The following is a 16,995-nucleotide window of genomic DNA, read 5'->3' as shown; positions in this document are numbered from 1 at the left end:
CAGGTAATTACCTGATGGACTTTAGGCGCAAAGCAATCGGCACGTAGAAGGGGACACATCATGAAAAACGCAGACTTCGACTGGCTGGTGATCGGATCGGGATTTGGCGGCAGCGTCTCGGCGCTGCGCCTCGTGGAGAAAGGCTATCGCGTCGGGGTACTCGAACGCGGCCGTCGCTATCGCGACGAAGACCTTCCCAAGTCGGCCTGGCAGCTCAACAAATATCTGTGGGCACCCGCATTGGGTTTGAAGGGCATCATGCGCATGTCGCTGTTTCGCCATGTCTTTTTTCCCAGCCAGTCGGGTGTCGGTGGCGGCAGTACCGTGTATGGCGGTGTGTTGTACCGCGCCAAGCCAGAGTTCTTCGAAAACGTGCAGTGGCGGGAGCTCGGCCACTGGGACAGGCTATTGCAGCCTCACTACGATACGGCCGAACGCATGCTTGGGGTAAAGACGGTGCCATTCGACTCGACGAACCAGCAACTGGCCCGGGAGATGGCGCAACACTTCGGAACCGAAGACACATTCACTCGAGCACCCACCGGAGTGTTCTTTGGCGAACCGGGCAAAACCGTCAAGGACCCCTATTTCGGTGGGGAAGGGCCTGACCGTACCGGGTGTATACGTTGCGGCGCCTGTATGGTGGGATGCCGCGTCGGTGCCGTGAACTCGCTGGTGAAAAACTACCTGTGGTTCGCAGAGAAACGCGGTGTGCAGATATTGGCAGAGCGTGAGGTCGTTGATGTGAGCCCACTCGGGGCAGCCGATGGTAGTGACGGCTACCGTGTGACCGCCCAGCGCCCCGGCGCCTGGTTCACCCGTGATCGCCATACTTACACCGCCCGCGGAGTGATCTTCGCCGGCGGGGCTCTCGGTACCAACGAATTATTGGCCAACTGCAAGCACGGCGGCTCGTTGCCCCGGGTCAGCGATCGCCTTGGTGAACTGGTGCGCACCAACAGCGAATCGGTTCTGAACGTGCGCCTGCCCGAGGACCGCAAGACTTGGAACGATGTTACCGCCAGCAGCAGTGTGCATGTCGATCAGGATACCCACATCGAGTTTCTCACCTACGGTCGCAACGCCGACTTCCTCAGTTTGCTTTGCACGTTGCTGGTCGGTAAGGGTAACCGCATGACGCGGCCGCTGAAGTGGCTGGGGAATATCGTGTTGCACCCAACGCGATGGCTCAAGTCGCTATGGCCATGGGGCTGGAGCCGACACATGGTGATGCTGCTAGTGATGCAGACATTGGACAATGCGATTGCACTACGCCCCAGCAAGCGTTGGCTGGGTCGCGGCTACCGTCTCGTCACCGAGCAGAATCGCGACAAGCCAAATCCGACTTACATCGAGATGGGCAACCGGGCGGCTCAATGGTTGGCCAGGCACACCGGCGGTATTGCCCAGAGCAACGTACTGGAAGCGCTGGGCAACATTCCGACAACAGCCCATGTGCTGGGCGGTGCCGTGATCGGCGCCGATGCCCAAAGCGGCGTGATTGATCAGAACCTACACGTTTTTGGTTACCAGAACTTGTTGGTTTGTGACGGCGCTGCGATGCCTGCAAATCCTGGGGTTAATCCTGCGCTGACCATCACGGCACTCGCCGAGTACGCAATGGCGCAGATTCCACAGGCCCGCAATAACGAAGGTGTTCATGAGCTAGGTGAGGCGGTAGCTACCAAACCGTCCAGTGGCGTGCTCAGCCATCCTGATAATAAGCGCGTGGCCTCGATACAGATCCCTATCCTGCTGCACATATGAGCATTGAGCCGCAAAGCATACGAGCATCTGTAATGATCGGTTCCTTCTCTGCATGAGCGAACCGGTTGACCCAACCTCTGAACATGCCGAGTGGCTGCGTACTTGAACTGAAATACTGTTCGCTCCGCGTTACTGCAGGGTTGCGCGGTTTTTTCAAGGTTCTAGCGGAGTTGCCTACCCGGCAATTACGCCAGCAGTGGAAGATTCCACTTTTTCGCGCTTCGCTCCCAAGCCGACAACAATGTTGTTACACGTCGCTACCAGGATCTGCGAAGCAGGATTGGCCGTGCCTGCGAAGTGGCCAGCGAGTTCGAGCATGATGAATCCATGCGCGGCACTCCACAGCTGTGGCGCGATGAGGGCAGGATCGATTTTGCGAACGCATTTGGCATCAACCAAGCGAGCACACGCGTTGATCAGAATCGCGTATGTCGCCTTGAAGGCTTCCGATTGCCCATCTGCAATCGATTTCATGGTACCTCGTGAGGGGCTATATCTGCCGTCAATCGAAAGACCAAACATTAAGTCGTACAGATGGGGATTGCTTCGTGCAAGGTCTCGGCAAGCCAGGAGCATCGCACATAAGTCAGTTATCGGATCATCCGTGATTGGCACACGCTTGAAGACTGCAGCCAACCGCTTGAATCCCTCGTCAGCGACTGCTTGTAGAAGTTCCGGCACTCCGCCGAAGTGTGTGTAAACCCCCATCGTCGACAGGCCGGCTTCGCTCGCTACCGAACGGGCCTTGACTTCGGACGGGCCGTTAGTCGCAAGCACACGGATGGTTGCCTCGACGAGGCGGGTGGGGGCATTAGGGAGTGAGTTATCAGTGGTCATGTTGCAATACTGCCATAACGGCGTTATGTTTATCAAATAACAGCGTTATATGTCTCGCGCGACTGGAAGCTTGCTCAGAAAGCGATCTGAACACAGCAAGCGCAATCCGATAGCCGTGAGCCACAGGGCCAATTTCATACTCTGAAAATGGCATCAAGCCGACAAGAAAATTCGCTCAATCATGAGGATTCAGACAATGCGTACGCTCAAAGCAGGTATCTTCGGACTCACCCTGGCGGCAGCAGCAGTCATGTCATCGGCACTGTGGGCAGACGATAATTCGCCCGTTGGTCTGTGGCAAAACATCGACGACGTCAGTGGCAAGCCGAGGGCATTGATTCGAATCACCGAGTCCGATGGCACTCTGAAGGGCGTTATCGAAAAAGCGTTTCCCGCCCCGAGCGAAGACCAGAATCCGAAGTGCGGCAAATGTGATGGCGTGAACAAGAATGCGTTGATTGTAGGCCTGACCATTCTTACCGGTTTGCGCAAGGACGGCGAAGAATACACCGATGGCGAAATCCTCGATCCGGATAACGGCAAGGTCTATAGCAGTAAAGTCCACCTGACCGACAACGGTAAAAAACTCAGCGTGCGCGGCTACATTGGCACGCCGCTGCTGGGGCGTTCACAGACCTGGGTACGCCAGGAGTAAGGAAGTACGATGAAAGCATTCATTATCGAACGCTATGGAAAAAAAGTTGCGTTACGGGCGACCGAAATGCCAGAACCTGAATTGGGCAAGGTTGACGTTTTAGTCCAGATTCATGCGGCGGGTGTGAACCCTCTGGATTTAAAAATCAGGGACGGTGAGTTCAAAATGATTTTGCCTTATCGCATGCCGCTTATTCTGGGCAATGATTTGGCCGGGATCGTCGTGCGGGTTGGCTCACAAGTGCAGCAATTCAAGCCGGGCGACGAGGTCTATGCGCGGCCAGATGACGATCGAATCGGTGCATTTGCTGAATTCATTGCGATCAATCAAGGCTCGCTGGCGATCAAGCCGAAAGGTCTCACAATGGAAGAAGCAGCTTCGATCCCTCTGGTTGGCTTGACGGCCTGGCAGGCGCTGGTCGAAAAAGCGAACCTGAAGAAAGGTCAAAAGGTGCTTATCCATGCGGGCTCCGGTGGCGTGGGAACATTGGCCATTCAGCTGGCCAAGCACCTGGGGGCGACTGTCGCGACGACCACGAGCACGGCGAATGTCGAGTGGGTGAAGCACCTCGGTGCAGATATCGTGATCGATTACCGCAAAGACGATTTCGAAAAGGTCCTGCACGATTACGATGTGGTCTTGAACAGCCTGGGCACGGATACACTTGAGAAATCGTTGCGCATACTCAAGCCTGGTGGAAAGCTCATCTCGATCTCTGGACCACCGGATGCTGATTTTGCGAAAAACGCTGGATTGTCCGGATTCCTGAAACTGGTCATGGGCCTGTTGAGTTACGGGATCAGGAAAAAAGCTAAACGCCGTGGCGTCAGCTATTCATTCCTTTACATGAAAGCCAGCGGTGACCAGTTGCGTAAGCTTACTGCGCTCATCGATTCCGGTGTCATACGCCCGGTGGTGGACCGGGTTTTTCCATTCGAATCGACTCCGGATGCCTTGGCCTATGTTGAAACCGGTCGGGCAAAAGGCAAGGTCATCGTCAGGGTTAAATAACGCCGATGCTCTTAATGGGAAGGTCTTGATACCTATCACCAAACAACTTTTCGAGGCTCTCACACCTATAGGCGACCCCATGTTCGAGAACTTCGAAACGCACCAAATTGCTGTAGGCGATGTGGAAATTGCCTGTGTTGCAGCGGGTAAAGGCGACCCCATCCTGATGCTCCACGGTTTTCCGCAGACCATGGCGCTCTGGGCACGTATCGCACCTGGGCTGGTCGCGCGTGGCTATCGGGTTGTCTGTGCTGATTTGCGTGGGTATGGGGCATCGGATAAACCGCCGCTTCAAGCGGATCTGTCAAATTACGGATTTCGCGCCATGGCCGCGGATCAGGTCGGACTTATGCGTGTGCTCGGACATGAACGGTTCCATCTTGTGGGACACGACCGTGGCGCGCGCACTGCATACAGGATGACACTGGATCATCCAGACGTGGTGGCGAGCGTCACGCTGATGGACATCGTTCCTACGGCTGTGATGCTGACAGATCTGCGCAAGGACATAGCCCACAGTTACTGGCATTGGTTTTTTCTTTCTCAGCCCGCACCCTTTCCGGAGCGCATGATTGCGGCGGATCCCGATTTCTTTTTCGAGAGCTGCCTTTTCGGCTGGGGTGCCGCAGGGCCGGAGGATTTTGATGCTGACCAACTGGCGGCGTATCGGAAAGCCTGGCGTGATCCGGCAACGATCGCTGGGTTTTGCAACGACTATCGCGCCGCACTCACTGTGGATCTGGCAGACGACATGTCCGATTCCGGACGACGCATCACCGCGCCCGCGCTGATCCTCTATGGCGCCTCAGGTGCGATGGCCAAACACTATGATTTACCCGCCACTTGGGTGGATCGCTGCACGATGATGGAGGCTTCTGCGATAGTGGGCGGACATTTTTTTGCTGATTCCCGGCCGGACGAGGTCATTGAGCGAGTCGTCGCATTTTTGGCAAGCCATCCCCTGCAATCTTGCTGAAAACCTCCCGTGCATTCTTTGTCCTCGCCAGCACGGTAGGCGAGGGTAGCGGTTTGAAGTGAATGGGTCAGGCGATCTGCTGGCGGCAGGGCTTGGTCAGTCCTCCATGGGTAACTGAAACCTGGCTCGATAAGCCCCCGGAGTAAATCCAACGCGCTCACGGAACAGGCGTGCAAATGAGCTGATATCACTGTAACCGACATAGTGAGCGATTCGCTCGGTACTCAGGTCGCCAGCCTCCAGTAAAGCTCGCGCCGTATCAACGCGTAGGTTCTGAAGATAGGTGAGCGGTGACTGCTCAAGCACCTTATTGAAGCGGCGTATCAATGTACGTTCGCTGACGGCCAACTTCTGCGCCAGGTCTGTCATGCGCACCTGTTCCGCCAAGTGATCCTGAAGCCACTTTTGCGCGCGTTGAATCAAGGGATCATTGTGGGTCTTGTCGGCAATAAGCGGCTGGAAAGGTGTCTGCGTCGTTTGGGTCAAATCGATCAGCATGCTGCGGGCGCATTGCCTGGCGATGGCCTCTCCCGCGAATTTGTTAAGCACGTGAACCGCTTGCAACAAAAATGTGGCATGTGCGCCACCGCATACCAGACGTTCAGACTCAGTCACCACTGGACGCATTTGCAGATCAACCTTCGGGAATCTGCTGCGGAAATGCCCCTCCAGCCACCAAGTGGTCGTCGCCACTTTATTGTCGAGCAAACCCGTCTCAGCAAGCAGGAAGGTACCCGTGCAATTGGCACAGAGCCATGCACCATTTCGCCATTGGCTAACCAGCCAGTCACGCACAGCTCCCTGTTTTTCCAGGAAACCCTGGAAATGCTGCCAGCCGCGATAATGCAGGCTGGGAATAAAGACCAAATCATAATGCTGGTTCTTCGGCAGCGCCCGCATGCCAAGCTCGAGGCCATTGCTCGCGCGCACAGGCCGACCGTTCTGCGATATGAAATGCCATTCAAACAGACCCGACAGTGGCATCCCCTGTTTTGACATGTGCGCGTTGGCAACCTGAAGCATGTCAGCAAAACCTCCCACAACGGAGGCATAGGAGTCGTCAAAACCCAGAATCGCAACGGTGGTCATGGCGGAGCCTTTTTTGGCGTGGATGGCGATATTCGCATATTTGCCGTCGTTTTTGCCTATTACGTCATTCCATCAGTTTCCATACCGTTCACATCACGTTGCTTCCCCAGGCTACAGAAGAGATAACCATGACCCATCTTGCCAATACTTCGGTCAATGCGACTGTTGCGCGTCACCAGGATCGCCTGTATCACGACCTGAATACCCCCCAGGAAATCCTGGCTATCCGCCAGGAGATTCGTCGCTTCGCCGACGAACATGTCGCCCCGGTGGCTTACGCCATTGGTCACACAGAGGAGTCCGTTGCAGCGTTCCCGCGTGACTTGTTCGCCAAAATGGCCAAGGCCGGTTTATTCGGCATTCCCTTTGCCACCGATGTTGGCGGGCGAGGGCTCAAATACCCCACCGCAGCCACTGCCGTGATGATCGAGGAGCTGGCCTACCATTCGAACTCGGTGGCCGCCATCGTGGACGTGCACTGCATTCTCGCGGGTAATGCGCTGAACCACGGGTCGGACTCGATCAAGCAACGCTATCTCAAGCCTTTGCTCAGTGGCGACAAGATAGGGAGTTTCGCGACTACCGAGCCAGATGCCAGTACCGACTTGAGCGTTGAGGCCATGGGCACCCATGCTACGCGCACCGAAGATGGTTACATCGTCAACGGCCGCAAGCGTTTCATTTCCAACGCCCCAGTTGCCGACTTTGTTGTACTGCTCTGTGTCGATGGCGCGCGCATGACCGAGTTGGTGGTCGAGTTGAATTGGCCAGGTGTTCGTGTTGGCGAACCCGACAAGAAAATGGGCAACCATGGCCAACTGACGGCGGACATCTACTTCGACAACGTCAAAGTGCCCATGACGAATGTTGTTGGCCAGCCCGGTGAAGGTCTCAAGATAGCGTTGCAAACACTGACGTTCGGGCGCATCGGGATTGCCGCCAGCGGAACCGGCATGGCTCAGGCATTGTTTGATCACAGTATCGCGCGGCTCAAGACGCGCCGGGCTTTTGGCAAAGCCATTGCGCAGTTCCAACACTGGCAGTTCAAGATGGCTGAACGCGCCACTGAAATCGAGAACGCCCGCAACCTATATCTCAAGGCCGCTTTACGCATGGACGAAGGACTCGCTTTCCCGGAGCCCGAGGCCGCAATGGCCAAATGGTACGGCACCAACCTTGCTGGTGAGTTCGCCCGCGACGCGGTACAGATCTTTGGTGGCTATGGCTTTATGCGCGAGCTCGCGGCGGATGGTTCGCACTACCGTGTCGAAGAGATCTATCGCGATTGCAAGATCGCCGAAATCTATGAGGGAACCAATGAGATTCAAAAGCTAGTCATCGCACGCGCAATCTTCGGCAAAGACATCACCGGCTGATTGGATGGCCAATCCAATGGAGAGCTGTCCAATGCACATTCTCATTATCCATGCGCACAACGAGCCGCAATCGTTCAATGCGGCCATGAAAGATCTGGCGGTCGAAGAAATGCGGGGGCAAGGGCACTCTGTCGAAGTGTCTGACCTGTATGCCATGAGTTGGAATCCGGTCGCCAGCGCAGCTGATTTTGGCTGCCGCGTAAATTCCGAGTACCTGACGTATGCCTTGGAACAGCGTCACAATTGCTCGCAACGCACACTTGCACCGGACATCCAGAAGGAGCTGGACAAGTTGCTGGAGGCCGATCTGGTGATCTTCAACTTCCCAATCTATTGGTTCTCGATGCCGGCAATCATGAAAGGCTGGATAGACCGAGTATTGGTATCTGGCGTCTGCTATGGCGGAAAGCGCTTTTACGATCAGGGCGGCCTGGTTGGCAAGAAGGCCATGCTCGCCATCACTGTCGGCGGTCAACCACACATGTTGGTAAGCGGCGGTGTGCACGGTGAACTCAACGACATGCTCCGGCCCATCCTGCGTGGAACGCTGGCCTATACCGGAATGACAGTGCTTCCGACCTTTGTTGCCTATCACGTACCGTACATTTCTCAGGAAGCACGTGTCACTCAGTTGGCGATGTATCGACAGCACCTGCGTTCGCTGGACACACTGCAAGGGCTTTCATTCGTCTCACTTGATGAGTTCGATGAGAAATTGCACCCGATTTCCGCTCCCAATTCCAAGCAGGCACCACATTTGCCTACATAGTTTTCTCATCATCGGTATCCCTATGAATCTCTGGTTTCGTCTTCTGTTTCTGCTGTTTCGTAGACCCTGGCGTAAAGCGGTCGACGGACGGCGTGGTCGTGATGCGAGGTCTTTTCCACTCTGCAGACGGCACGATTCCACCTGATGATTTCGTCCGAGAGTTGGGAATAGCAGAGCGCCCGCCCGTGATGTCCAAATGGTTGACAGACGGGTCGCAAAGTTGCGATGACATGAGCCGGCAGCTTCGAAGTGAAGAGGGTCTATCTGACCTGAGTCGCAGTTAGCGTGGTGGGCCGTTTCCAGTCTGACCGCTAGAGCCAGGGATCACGTCCTTTCTCTTCTTGATACCCACTGAAAACAAGTCCAGAATCAAGTCCTTTCCTGCTTCAGGAAGCAACGAAACCCTTTAGATTTCAATGGGTCGGACGCTAGATGCGAGTCTCGTTTCCCGCTCCAATTATTGCCGACCTTGCTCGACACCCCTTACCTCCAAGTAGAGGCCAGGGACTTCGCCATCGGCGTGTTTGCCGGGTTCGGTCAGCGAGCGGATCAAGGCATCGCTGAGTTTTCGTTTGAAAACAACCGCATTATCTGGGGGCATCGGTGGGGGCATCCTTTTTAAGGAACCGAAATTTGCCCCGGTTATGCCCCCATGAGTCGTGGAATCCATTGGATTTAGACAGGCGGCAGTGGACCGAAATTACCAATAAGCGCTTGTTATAAAACAGTTTTATGGAATTTACTGGAACTCCATTACAAGCTATCGGGGTCCCCAAAGAACATCTGAATCCGCGACCTTAACCACCGCTCCCCCGGATCATTATCCTGCGACCCACGCCAAGCCATGTGCAGCTCAAAACTGCGCACCGGCAACGGCGGATCTTCGGCTCGCACACCACCAGCCGCCGTCAACGCTTCAGCGGTGTAATCAGGCACGGTCGCAACAATATCGGTGCCACTGATAAGCGTACTGAGCCCATTGAACTGCGGCACCGCCAGCACCACATGCCGTTTGCGCCCCAGCTTCTCCAGCTCTTCATCGATAAAGCCGCTCAGGTCGCCCGCGAACGAAACCAAGGCATGGGGGCGGGCGCAGAAGTCATCCAGGCTCAACGGCCCCGGTACCGTGTCGGCCCGCAACAGTTTCGGCATGCTGCGGCGCAGCACTTTGCGCTTGGCGTTGGCCGGCAGGTCGGCGGTGTAGCTAACGCCGATGGAAATCTCGCCCGAGGCGAGCAGGCTCGGCATCAGGATGTAGTTGGCCCGACGCACCACCAGCACGATTCCCGGCGATTCTGCGCGCAGCCGTTTGAGCAGCATTGGCAGCAGCGCGAATTCAACATCATCCGACAAGCCGATGCGGAACACCGCGGTGCTGGTCGCCGGGTCGAATTCCGCCGCACGACTGACCGCGGTGGAAATCGAATCCAGGGCTGGAGAGAGCAGGGCGAAGATTTCCACTGCTCGGGCGGAAGGCTCCATGCTGCGGCCGGTACGCACGAACAACGGGTCATCGAACAGCCCGCGCAGGCGCGAGAGCGCCGCACTGATGGCCGGCTGGCCGAGGAACAATTTTTCCGCAGCGCGGGTCACGCTGCGTTCGTGCATCAGTGTTTCGAAAACGATCAACAGGTTCAGGTCGACACGACGCAGGTCATTACGATTCATCTGGAGTCCTGGCAGAGTCAGCAAACTTGACGTGAGCGGCCATATGAGAACAATGGCCGGCATGAATCTTACGGGGAAAGACTGGTACTCTGCACAGGGTAATTCAGTTTTTTCTGAAAGGCTGCTTCGGTTTTTCACGGCATTGGATGATGTCGCCGTCGCTGCGGAATCAATGACAGGCATGTCGACTATTAATAGCCACTGATGGTCTTGGGTAGAAAGCCCAGATAGAGTTCAGGGCATTAGAGGTTACTTTGACGAGGTTTGCGATGTCCCGCACGATCCGTTTTCACAAGTTTGGTCCAGCCGAGGTGCTCAAATGCGAAGAGCATGCGGCCGCTCTGCCTGCGCCGGGCGAAGTGCAGGTGCGCGTCGAAGCGATAGGCATCAGCTGGTATGACATTCTCTGGCGCCAGAACCTGGCCTCATCCCATGCACGTCTGCCGTCAGGCCTTGGCAGTGAAATGGCCGGTGTGGTCACCGCGCTCGGCGAGGGCGTCGATGACCTGGCTGTCGGTGACAAGGTTGCCAGTTTCCCGGCCGAAAGCCCTAACGACTACCCGGTCTATGGCGAACAGATCGTTCTGCCACGCACGGCGCTGACCCGCTACCCGGACGTGCTCAGCCCGATCGAGGCCAGCGTGCACTACACGCCGCTGCTGGTCGCCTACTTTGCCTACGTTGATCTGGCGCGAGTCAAACCCGGGCAATTTGCCCTGGTGACCGACGCCAGCCACTGCGCCGGACCGTCGTTCGTGCAACTGGGCAAAGCCCTTGGTGTGCGGGTGATTGCTGCGACAAAAACCGCGGATGAGCGTGAGTACCTGCTGTCCCTGGGCGCCGAGAAAGTCATCGTCACCGAAGAACAGGATCTGCTGATGCAGATCAACAAGATCACTGATAACCGCGGCGTCGATGTGGTGTTCGATGGCCTTGGCGGGCCGCAGATGTCGCTGCTCGGCGATGTGCTCGCCCCTCGTGGCAGCCTGGTGCTCTATGGCCTGCAAGGAGGTAACCAGACGCCGTTCCCGGCCTGCGCGGCGTTCCAGAAGAACATTCAGTTTTTCGTGCACTGCATCGGTAACTTCACCGGCAAGCCGGAACTGGGCATCATTCAGGACCAGGTCGCATTGCAGCGTGCCCTGCGTGACATCAACCAACTGACCGCCGACCGCGTGCTGCTGCCGCTCAAAACCCGGGTCTTCCCGTTTTCCGAGTTTGTCGAAGCGCACCGCTATATGGGCGAATGCCCCTGTCGCGAACGGGTCGCCCTTCAGGTCGAACCTGCTTAACCCTTCCTCCGCCAAGAGTCCGCCGAACACGGACTCTTCTGCTGGCAGTCGCTCCAAAATGAGACGTGTCATCGATCTGTCGGTGGTCCGGTTCAGCAACTGAGCTGGTTTTTGCTCTCAATCTGTATCTTCTAATCATTATGTAAGCCCTGATAATTGAATGATTACTTTCATCTCAAGGAAAGAGTCATGGCTGAGTATCAGGCTGAAACTCCTCAATGCGCGCCGGCAATATATGCTCAACAAATAATGCGGCGTCGCTCAGTTGTCTTACATTCATGGGCAACTTCTTTCTTTATTTCTTGTGCTAAGTGTCTGTGGGACGCTGTCGGAAATTTCCTAGGAAAACCCGCCGGAGCCCAAGGCGCCCGTTCTGCGGGGCATTGCGCCGATATGGATCTCCCTGGGTTACCCGTAGCGTTCAAACATTTCAAATAATTACACAATGCTTAAGTGCTAGCATTTGAATAACAGCACCGGCACTCCATTCATGACAAACAACCTGTTGCGCAATACACCTCGTTATTTGCGTGGCATCGCACTTTTGAGTCACAGGTAAATAATGATGACCGCTACCCATGATCAGGCAATGAACTATGTTTATCAGCAAATGCTGCAGCGCTTGCTGGGTTTTTTCTCTCGCGCCGAGCGCACGGCATTGCAATTGCTGATTCAGCGCCTGGTGATGTCCGCAGGAGGTTTGGAGCGTATCGGCGATTACAAGGTGCTGTCGATCCAGTCCGGGTCCCGCGACAGCTGCTACACCCTGGCGCTACTGCGTGCCGCGCAGCTGAGTATTGCCGGCCGGGCACCGGCGACGTTTCAGCTGCGAGTGGCGACCTTGCGCTTGAACGGTGCGGCCTCGACAGCCTTGGAAAACATCCATCGCAGCTGCAGTGCATTGTTTCTCTACGACGATCCCCGGGTCGAAGTGTTGATGGTCGATAATCGCGAAGTCCTGCCGTTCAATCATCTGGCGCCGATCTCCGAAGCCGGTCGTGAGTCGAATCGGCTCAATCTGCTGATGGTCGGACACCGCCGTGTCTGGGACGGGCCGCTTGATCTGTGGGATGACGGGTATCTGGCGACCGGCGAGTTTTACGGACAAATCGCCCGTTGGGACCAGGGTGTCGACGCATTGATCAGTAGCGATACGCCCCGTCGGCAGAAGCAGTTTCTCGAGGGGTTGAATCGTGCGGCGGCCAAGGCCGGGCTCAAGGCGCCGGACTGTCACGAAACGGGCTACGAGTGTCTGTTCGCGCGACTCGATGAATTGGGCAGCGATTGCTACCGCGAGTTTTATCCTGAGTCTGCCCAGGCGGCGTGGCGTCCCGCCGAACGTTTTGAAGCGTGTCGCCGCACGACCTTCATCGATATTCACGACATGCTGGTCAGCAACCTGGAAGAGCGCTGGCCACTGCTCACCGATTTCCTCGGGTTTCAACCTGACGAGTTGTCGGCTCAGCTCAGTGATAACGGCTACGTCAGCTTGTCGATATCCGCGCATCTTCGTGGCTTGCAAGCGTGCTTTGTACAGGGTCGCAGCTACGAGGAAGGCATTGGCGAGTACCTGCAGCGGGCGCTGGTGATGATGCGTCGCAAACACGTTCCAGAGCGCTTTTGCGAACAGGCCATGGAAACCTTCGGCAACCCGATGACGATGACCGACCAGCGCGCATTGGCATCGGCTGAAGCACAAAAGAGCCTCGGTTTGAGCGAGGCTCAACTGGTGTGTCTACTGTTTGCCCCGTTTGTCGATAACGGCGCGGCGCTTGAGCATTTTCTCCGTCAGTGCCATCCCGGCATGCTCGTGGCGTTGCCGGACTTGCACCGGGCAATGCAGGGCGGCCCGGCTCCCGAGCAGGTTCTGCAATGGATGGTCGATGTCAGCGGGTTGCCCGTGAGTCTGATCAGTAGGCTTTACCGCATGGGGCCGGTGGTTCGGGATGAGGGCAGGGCTCTCGGCCTGGAAAGCGTCGAGGTGGGTGGGCAAGCTGAAGTCGTGGAGCCTGGCGGTGAAACGACTGTGGCTGGCGAATGGTCGACGGGCCGGTGAAAGTGACTGGTTCGACGGATCCGGCAAGGATGCGTCACGACGTTCGTAGTCTGTTCGGCCATTACCCATGAAAGGACCACGAGATACCGATTTTGCGTACCAGGCGGTGTACCGTTACCTGACTAACCTGATCAATGAGCCGGGCAGTGACATGCAAGTGCGCCTGCCTTCATTGCGGCAGTTGGCGCACCGCCTGAGTGTGTCGATCTCGACCATTCAGTACGCTTATTCGCTGCTGGAAAAGGAAGGGCGCGTCTATTCAGTGGCCAAATCAGGCTACTACGCGCTCCCCGTGTCCTCAATCGGCATGCCCGGTAGCGGCAAGGACCTGCTCGAAACGGTTTATGTCAATGCCAGGCGTCCCGGCATGCTGGTGCTGAGCGCCGATGAACCGGCGTTATTACAACCCCTGGATAGCCCGTTGCTGTTACTGGAGAGAGAACTGCTGCGCCAGTATCCGCGCCAGCCGCAACCGTCTTCGCAACCCTGCGGCGAGCTGGAGCTGCGCGCAGCCCTGGCAGCGCGCTACACCACTTCGCCGACCCGTTGCTGGCATGCTGATGATGTCTATATCGGCGCCGATCTGCGTGGCGTACTGGAAATATTGATCGCCGTCCTTGGTCTCAAGGATGCTGTGGTGGTGGTCGAATCACCGTGCGACTGGGCCATTCTGCGCCTGTTTCAAGACGCGGAGGTGCAGGTGGTCGAGCTGCCGCTGCAAGCCAATGGTGGCCTGGATCCTGAGCAGTTGAAGAAGCTGCTTGAGACTGAGCAGGTACGACTGGTGATGCTTTCATCGAGGCTGAATATGCCCCGGGGCAGTGTGGCGCCTGACAGCAACAGGCAAATCACCGCACAGTTGCTGGAGCGACACGGCAGTTGGGTGCTGGAAAACGATTGTTACGGCGAGCTCGAATTCGAGCCGAGCGGCCTGCGGTTTCGTGATCTGCTGGACCCGGATCGGCTGATCGTGTTCTCCACATTCGAGAAAATCATCGGGTCGGAGGCACCCTTCGGCTATTTGCTGTCGCGACAGCTGCGTGCCGAATTGCAACGGCACTTTCTGCTGCGCGCTTTCCGCTTGTCGCTGATTCGTCAGAAAGCTATTGCGCGGCTGTACAGCAACGGACGCATTGATCAACACCTGCTGGTGTTGCGTCGACTGCTCAAGGAACGCATGGTGCAGATGACTCGGTTGCTGGAAGAGCGTCTGCCCGATGCGTTGCACTTCGTCGAGCCCCAGGGCGGGGCGACAATCTGGATTCGTTCGTTGCGCCAGGTCGATGTGCATCGAGTGTTCGAGCGTTTGCTCAAGCAGCATGTGGTGATTGCGCCGGGGGAGCTGTTCAGCCTGCACGGCCTGCACGGGCAGCATTTGCGCCTGAGTCACACCTTCGGTGGTTACCACGACCTCGCCGATGCATTGGGTCTGTTGGCGGATGCCTTGCGCCTCGAATCGATCGACTGAGCCGAGGCGCAAACCCTCCTCGGTACCTGACAATTGATAACGTCGCGCCCGGAGCAAACTGTCAGTAAACTGCGTTCTATTCCCGAACCACTCTTTCTCAGAGGTTTTGCATGACACTCAGTCCTTTTGCGGGCAAACCGGCACCGGCAGAACTGTTGGTCGACATCCCGCGACTGGTAACGGCCTATTACACCGGCCAGCCCGATGCAGCCATTTCTACCCAGCGCGTCGCCTTTGGCACGTCCGGACACCGAGGTAGCTCGTTCGATCTGAGTTTCAACGAATGGCACGTTCTGGCCATCAGCCAGGCGATCTGCCTGTACCGCGAAGCCCAGGGCATTGACGGTCCATTGTTCGTCGGGATCGACACCCACGCGCTGTCCACGCCGGCCGGTGCCAGCGCCCTGGAAGTCCTGGCGGCAAACGGTGTGACGGTGATGATCGCCGAAGGCGACGAGTACACGCCGACGCCGGCCATTTCCCACGCAATTCTTTGCTACAACCGTGGTCGAACTTCGGGCCTGGCAGACGGCATCGTCATCACCCCGTCTCACAACCCGCCACAAAGCGGTGGCTACAAATACAACCCTACCAACGGCGGCCCGGCCGATACCCACATCACCAAGTGGATCGAAGCCAAGGCCAACGAGCTGCTGGCGGCCAAACTCGCCGGCGTCAAACGCATCAGCTATGAGCAGGCCCTGAAGGCCAGCACCACCCATCGTCACGATTACCTCAACACCTATGTCGCTGACCTGATCAACGTGATCGACTTCGACGCCATCCGCGAGGCGAAGCTGCGTCTGGGTGTCGATCCGCTGGGCGGAGCGGGGGTACGCTACTGGTCGGCGATTGCCGAGCACTATCGCCTGGACCTGGAGGTGGTGAATAAACAGGTCGATGCGACGTTCCGTTTCATGACCGTCGACTGGGACGGGCAGATCCGCATGGACCCATCATCCAGCCACGCCATGCAAGGTCTGATCGGTCTGAAAGAGCGTTTCGACGTGGCCTTTGCCTGTGACCCGGACCACGACCGCCATGGCATCGTGACCCCGTCCGGTGGTTTGCTGGCACCCAACAACTACCTTGCAGTGTCGATCGATTACCTGTTCCAGAACCGTCCGCAGTGGCGTGCCGATGCGGCTGTGGGTAAAACCGTGGTCAGCAGCGGCTTGATCGATCGCGTCGCCAAACGCCTGGGCCGCCGTCTGTACGAAGTGCCGGTTGGCTTCAAATGGTTTGCTGACGGCCTGTTCGACGGCTCCCTCGGTTTTGGTGGCGAAGAAAGTGCCGGCGCGTCGTTCCTGCGCAAGGATGGCAGTGTCTGGTGCACTGACAAGGATGGCTTGATTCCGGCGCTGCTGGCGGCCGAAATGACTGCCCGCACCGGGCGTGACCCAAGTCAGGCCTATCGCGCGTTGACTGATGAACTGGGCGAACCGTTCTCGGTACGGGTCGATGCCAAGGCCAACCCTGAGCAGAAAGCGCTGCTGAGCAAATTGTCGCCAGACCAGGTCACCTCCACTCAACTGGCGGGCGAAGCGATCCAGAGCATCCTCAGCCATGCACCGGGCAACGACCAGGCCATTGGCGGTCTGAAAGTCATGACCGAGAACGGTTGGTTCGCGGCGCGGCCGTCGGGCACTGAGGACATCTACAAGATCTATGCGGAAAGTTTTGTGAGCGACGACCACCTCAAGCAACTGGTGGCGGAAGCTCAGACCTTGGTGGATGGCGCGATTTCTGCGAAGTGATTGAGGGCCCTGTGGCGAGGGGGCTTGCCCCCGTTGGGTTGCGAAGCGGCCCCAGAATTTCGAAATTCCCGTAGATTTTGCGAGTGCTACGCACTCGAACGGGGGCAAGCCCCCTCGCCACAACGGCTAAATGTAAAAAAGGGGCGATCCATCAACGGTCGCCCCTTTTTTTGTCCCGCTGTCCCGTCCTGAATAAGGTTTACACCTTCTGATCTGTTTTTCAGGAGGACGTAATGGAATCAGCAAAAAGGCGTAGTCAGCGAGACTACACGCT

At 57.0% G+C, this 16,995-nt stretch carries 14 protein-coding genes and 1 pseudogene; 11 read left to right on the top strand and 4 right to left on the bottom strand.

The features are described from left to right. Positions 1–60 precede the first annotated feature (60 nt). A complete protein-coding gene (locus ACQKPC_RS28125; protein WP_427627878.1) occupies positions 61–1,767 on the top strand; it encodes a GMC oxidoreductase in 1,707 nt (568 codons plus the stop codon). A 174-nt stretch (positions 1,768–1,941) separates the two neighbouring features. Here the strand turns inward: ACQKPC_RS28125 and ACQKPC_RS28120 are convergent, their stop codons facing one another. Next, a complete protein-coding gene (locus ACQKPC_RS28120; protein ID WP_415769350.1) occupies positions 1,942–2,604 on the bottom strand; it encodes a TetR/AcrR family transcriptional regulator in 663 nt (220 codons plus the stop codon). A 196-nt stretch (positions 2,605–2,800) separates the two neighbouring features. Here ACQKPC_RS28120 and ACQKPC_RS28115 point away from each other — a divergent pair, with 196 nt between their 5' ends. The 3 genes from ACQKPC_RS28115 (at position 2,801) to ACQKPC_RS28105 (ending at position 5,246) form a co-directional block, all read left to right on the top strand. Then, a complete protein-coding gene (locus tag ACQKPC_RS28115) occupies positions 2,801–3,259 on the top strand; it encodes a DUF2147 domain-containing protein (protein ID WP_427627876.1) in 459 nt (152 codons plus the stop codon). Positions 3,260–3,268: 9 nt separating this feature from the next. Beyond that, positions 3,269–4,270 (top strand): NADP-dependent oxidoreductase, encoded by a 1,002-nt coding sequence (locus tag ACQKPC_RS28110; protein WP_427627874.1) that lies wholly within the window; start codon positions 3,269–3,271, stop codon positions 4,268–4,270. Between the two features lie 79 nt (positions 4,271–4,349). Next, positions 4,350–5,246, top strand: a complete 897-nt coding sequence (locus tag ACQKPC_RS28105; RefSeq protein WP_427627872.1) for an alpha/beta hydrolase — start codon at positions 4,350–4,352, stop codon at positions 5,244–5,246. Positions 5,247–5,342: 96 nt separating this feature from the next. On the opposite strand, the gene ACQKPC_RS28100 is transcribed toward ACQKPC_RS28105, so the two are convergent. Continuing rightward, positions 5,343–6,335 (bottom strand): GlxA family transcriptional regulator, encoded by a 993-nt coding sequence (locus ACQKPC_RS28100; RefSeq protein ID WP_427627871.1) that lies wholly within the window; start codon positions 6,333–6,335, stop codon positions 5,343–5,345. 128 nt (positions 6,336–6,463) lie between these two features. Here ACQKPC_RS28100 and ACQKPC_RS28095 point away from each other — a divergent pair, with 128 nt between their 5' ends. The 3 genes and pseudogenes from ACQKPC_RS28095 to ACQKPC_RS28085 form a co-directional block, all read left to right on the top strand. Further along, complete coding sequence (locus tag ACQKPC_RS28095; RefSeq protein WP_427627869.1) at positions 6,464–7,711, top strand: acyl-CoA dehydrogenase family protein; 1,248 nt, start codon at positions 6,464–6,466, stop codon at positions 7,709–7,711. A 31-nt stretch (positions 7,712–7,742) separates the two neighbouring features. Further along, entirely contained in the window at positions 7,743–8,480 is a 738-nt protein-coding gene (locus tag ACQKPC_RS28090; protein ID WP_427627867.1) for an NAD(P)H-dependent oxidoreductase, read from the top strand. A gap of 89 nt (positions 8,481–8,569) precedes the next feature. Then, a pseudogene (locus ACQKPC_RS28085) lies at positions 8,570–8,764 on the top strand (thioesterase); the annotation flags it as partial. 173 nt (positions 8,765–8,937) lie between these two features. Here ACQKPC_RS28085 and ACQKPC_RS28080 read toward each other — a convergent pair. Together ACQKPC_RS28080 and ACQKPC_RS28075 are read right to left on the bottom strand one after the other, a co-directional pair. After that, complete coding sequence (locus ACQKPC_RS28080) at positions 8,938–9,081, bottom strand: hypothetical protein (RefSeq protein ID WP_427627865.1); 144 nt, start codon at positions 9,079–9,081, stop codon at positions 8,938–8,940. A 152-nt stretch (positions 9,082–9,233) separates the two neighbouring features. Next, complete coding sequence (locus tag ACQKPC_RS28075; protein ID WP_095631404.1) at positions 9,234–10,148, bottom strand: LysR family transcriptional regulator; 915 nt, start codon at positions 10,146–10,148, stop codon at positions 9,234–9,236. A gap of 269 nt (positions 10,149–10,417) precedes the next feature. Here ACQKPC_RS28075 and ACQKPC_RS28070 point away from each other — a divergent pair, with 269 nt between their 5' ends. The 4 genes from ACQKPC_RS28070 (at position 10,418) to pgm (ending at position 16,721) form a co-directional block, all read left to right on the top strand. Further along, the gene (locus ACQKPC_RS28070) at positions 10,418–11,440 is read left to right on the top strand and encodes a zinc-dependent alcohol dehydrogenase family protein (RefSeq protein ID WP_063343657.1); all 1,023 of its coding nucleotides are present in this window, start codon (positions 10,418–10,420) and stop codon (positions 11,438–11,440) included. 565 nt (positions 11,441–12,005) lie between these two features. Continuing rightward, positions 12,006–13,496: a hypothetical protein gene (locus ACQKPC_RS28065; protein WP_427627863.1), complete on the top strand. Its 1,491-nt coding sequence runs from the start codon at positions 12,006–12,008 to the stop codon at positions 13,494–13,496. A gap of 67 nt (positions 13,497–13,563) precedes the next feature. Next, complete coding sequence (locus ACQKPC_RS28060; RefSeq protein ID WP_427627861.1) at positions 13,564–14,964, top strand: PLP-dependent aminotransferase family protein; 1,401 nt, start codon at positions 13,564–13,566, stop codon at positions 14,962–14,964. 110 nt (positions 14,965–15,074) lie between these two features. After that, on the top strand, positions 15,075–16,721 hold the full coding sequence (gene pgm / locus ACQKPC_RS28055; protein ID WP_427627859.1) for a phosphoglucomutase (alpha-D-glucose-1,6-bisphosphate-dependent): 1,647 nt from the start codon (positions 15,075–15,077) through the stop codon (positions 16,719–16,721). Positions 16,722–16,995 lie beyond the last annotated feature (274 nt).

This window comes from Pseudomonas sp. NPDC089918 (assembly GCF_050280605.1).
Lineage (GTDB): Bacteria > Pseudomonadota > Gammaproteobacteria > Pseudomonadales > Pseudomonadaceae > Aquipseudomonas.
This window is presented reverse-complemented; position numbering and strand designations above follow the sequence as displayed.

What these genes read in the sequence shown, in the direction of transcription:
- ACQKPC_RS28125 (WP_427627878.1), top strand. Translation starts at nt 61, where the DNA reads ATGAAAAACGCAGACTTCGACTGGCTGGTGATCGGATCGGGATTTGGC.
- ACQKPC_RS28120 (WP_415769350.1), bottom strand. Translation starts at nt 2,604, where the DNA reads ATGACCACTGATAACTCACTCCCTAATGCCCCCACCCGCCTCGTCGAG.
- ACQKPC_RS28115 (WP_427627876.1), top strand. Translation starts at nt 2,801, where the DNA reads ATGCGTACGCTCAAAGCAGGTATCTTCGGACTCACCCTGGCGGCAGCA.
- ACQKPC_RS28110 (WP_427627874.1), top strand. Translation starts at nt 3,269, where the DNA reads ATGAAAGCATTCATTATCGAACGCTATGGAAAAAAAGTTGCGTTACGG.
- ACQKPC_RS28105 (WP_427627872.1), top strand. Translation starts at nt 4,350, where the DNA reads ATGTTCGAGAACTTCGAAACGCACCAAATTGCTGTAGGCGATGTGGAA.
- ACQKPC_RS28100 (WP_427627871.1), bottom strand. Translation starts at nt 6,335, where the DNA reads ATGACCACCGTTGCGATTCTGGGTTTTGACGACTCCTATGCCTCCGTT.
- ACQKPC_RS28095 (WP_427627869.1), top strand. Translation starts at nt 6,464, where the DNA reads ATGACCCATCTTGCCAATACTTCGGTCAATGCGACTGTTGCGCGTCAC.
- ACQKPC_RS28090 (WP_427627867.1), top strand. Translation starts at nt 7,743, where the DNA reads ATGCACATTCTCATTATCCATGCGCACAACGAGCCGCAATCGTTCAAT.
- ACQKPC_RS28080 (WP_427627865.1), bottom strand. Translation starts at nt 9,081, where the DNA reads ATGCCCCCAGATAATGCGGTTGTTTTCAAACGAAAACTCAGCGATGCC.
- ACQKPC_RS28075 (WP_095631404.1), bottom strand. Translation starts at nt 10,148, where the DNA reads ATGAATCGTAATGACCTGCGTCGTGTCGACCTGAACCTGTTGATCGTT.
- ACQKPC_RS28070 (WP_063343657.1), top strand. Translation starts at nt 10,418, where the DNA reads ATGTCCCGCACGATCCGTTTTCACAAGTTTGGTCCAGCCGAGGTGCTC.
- ACQKPC_RS28065 (WP_427627863.1), top strand. Translation starts at nt 12,006, where the DNA reads ATGACCGCTACCCATGATCAGGCAATGAACTATGTTTATCAGCAAATG.
- ACQKPC_RS28060 (WP_427627861.1), top strand. Translation starts at nt 13,564, where the DNA reads ATGAAAGGACCACGAGATACCGATTTTGCGTACCAGGCGGTGTACCGT.
- pgm (WP_427627859.1), top strand. Translation starts at nt 15,075, where the DNA reads ATGACACTCAGTCCTTTTGCGGGCAAACCGGCACCGGCAGAACTGTTG.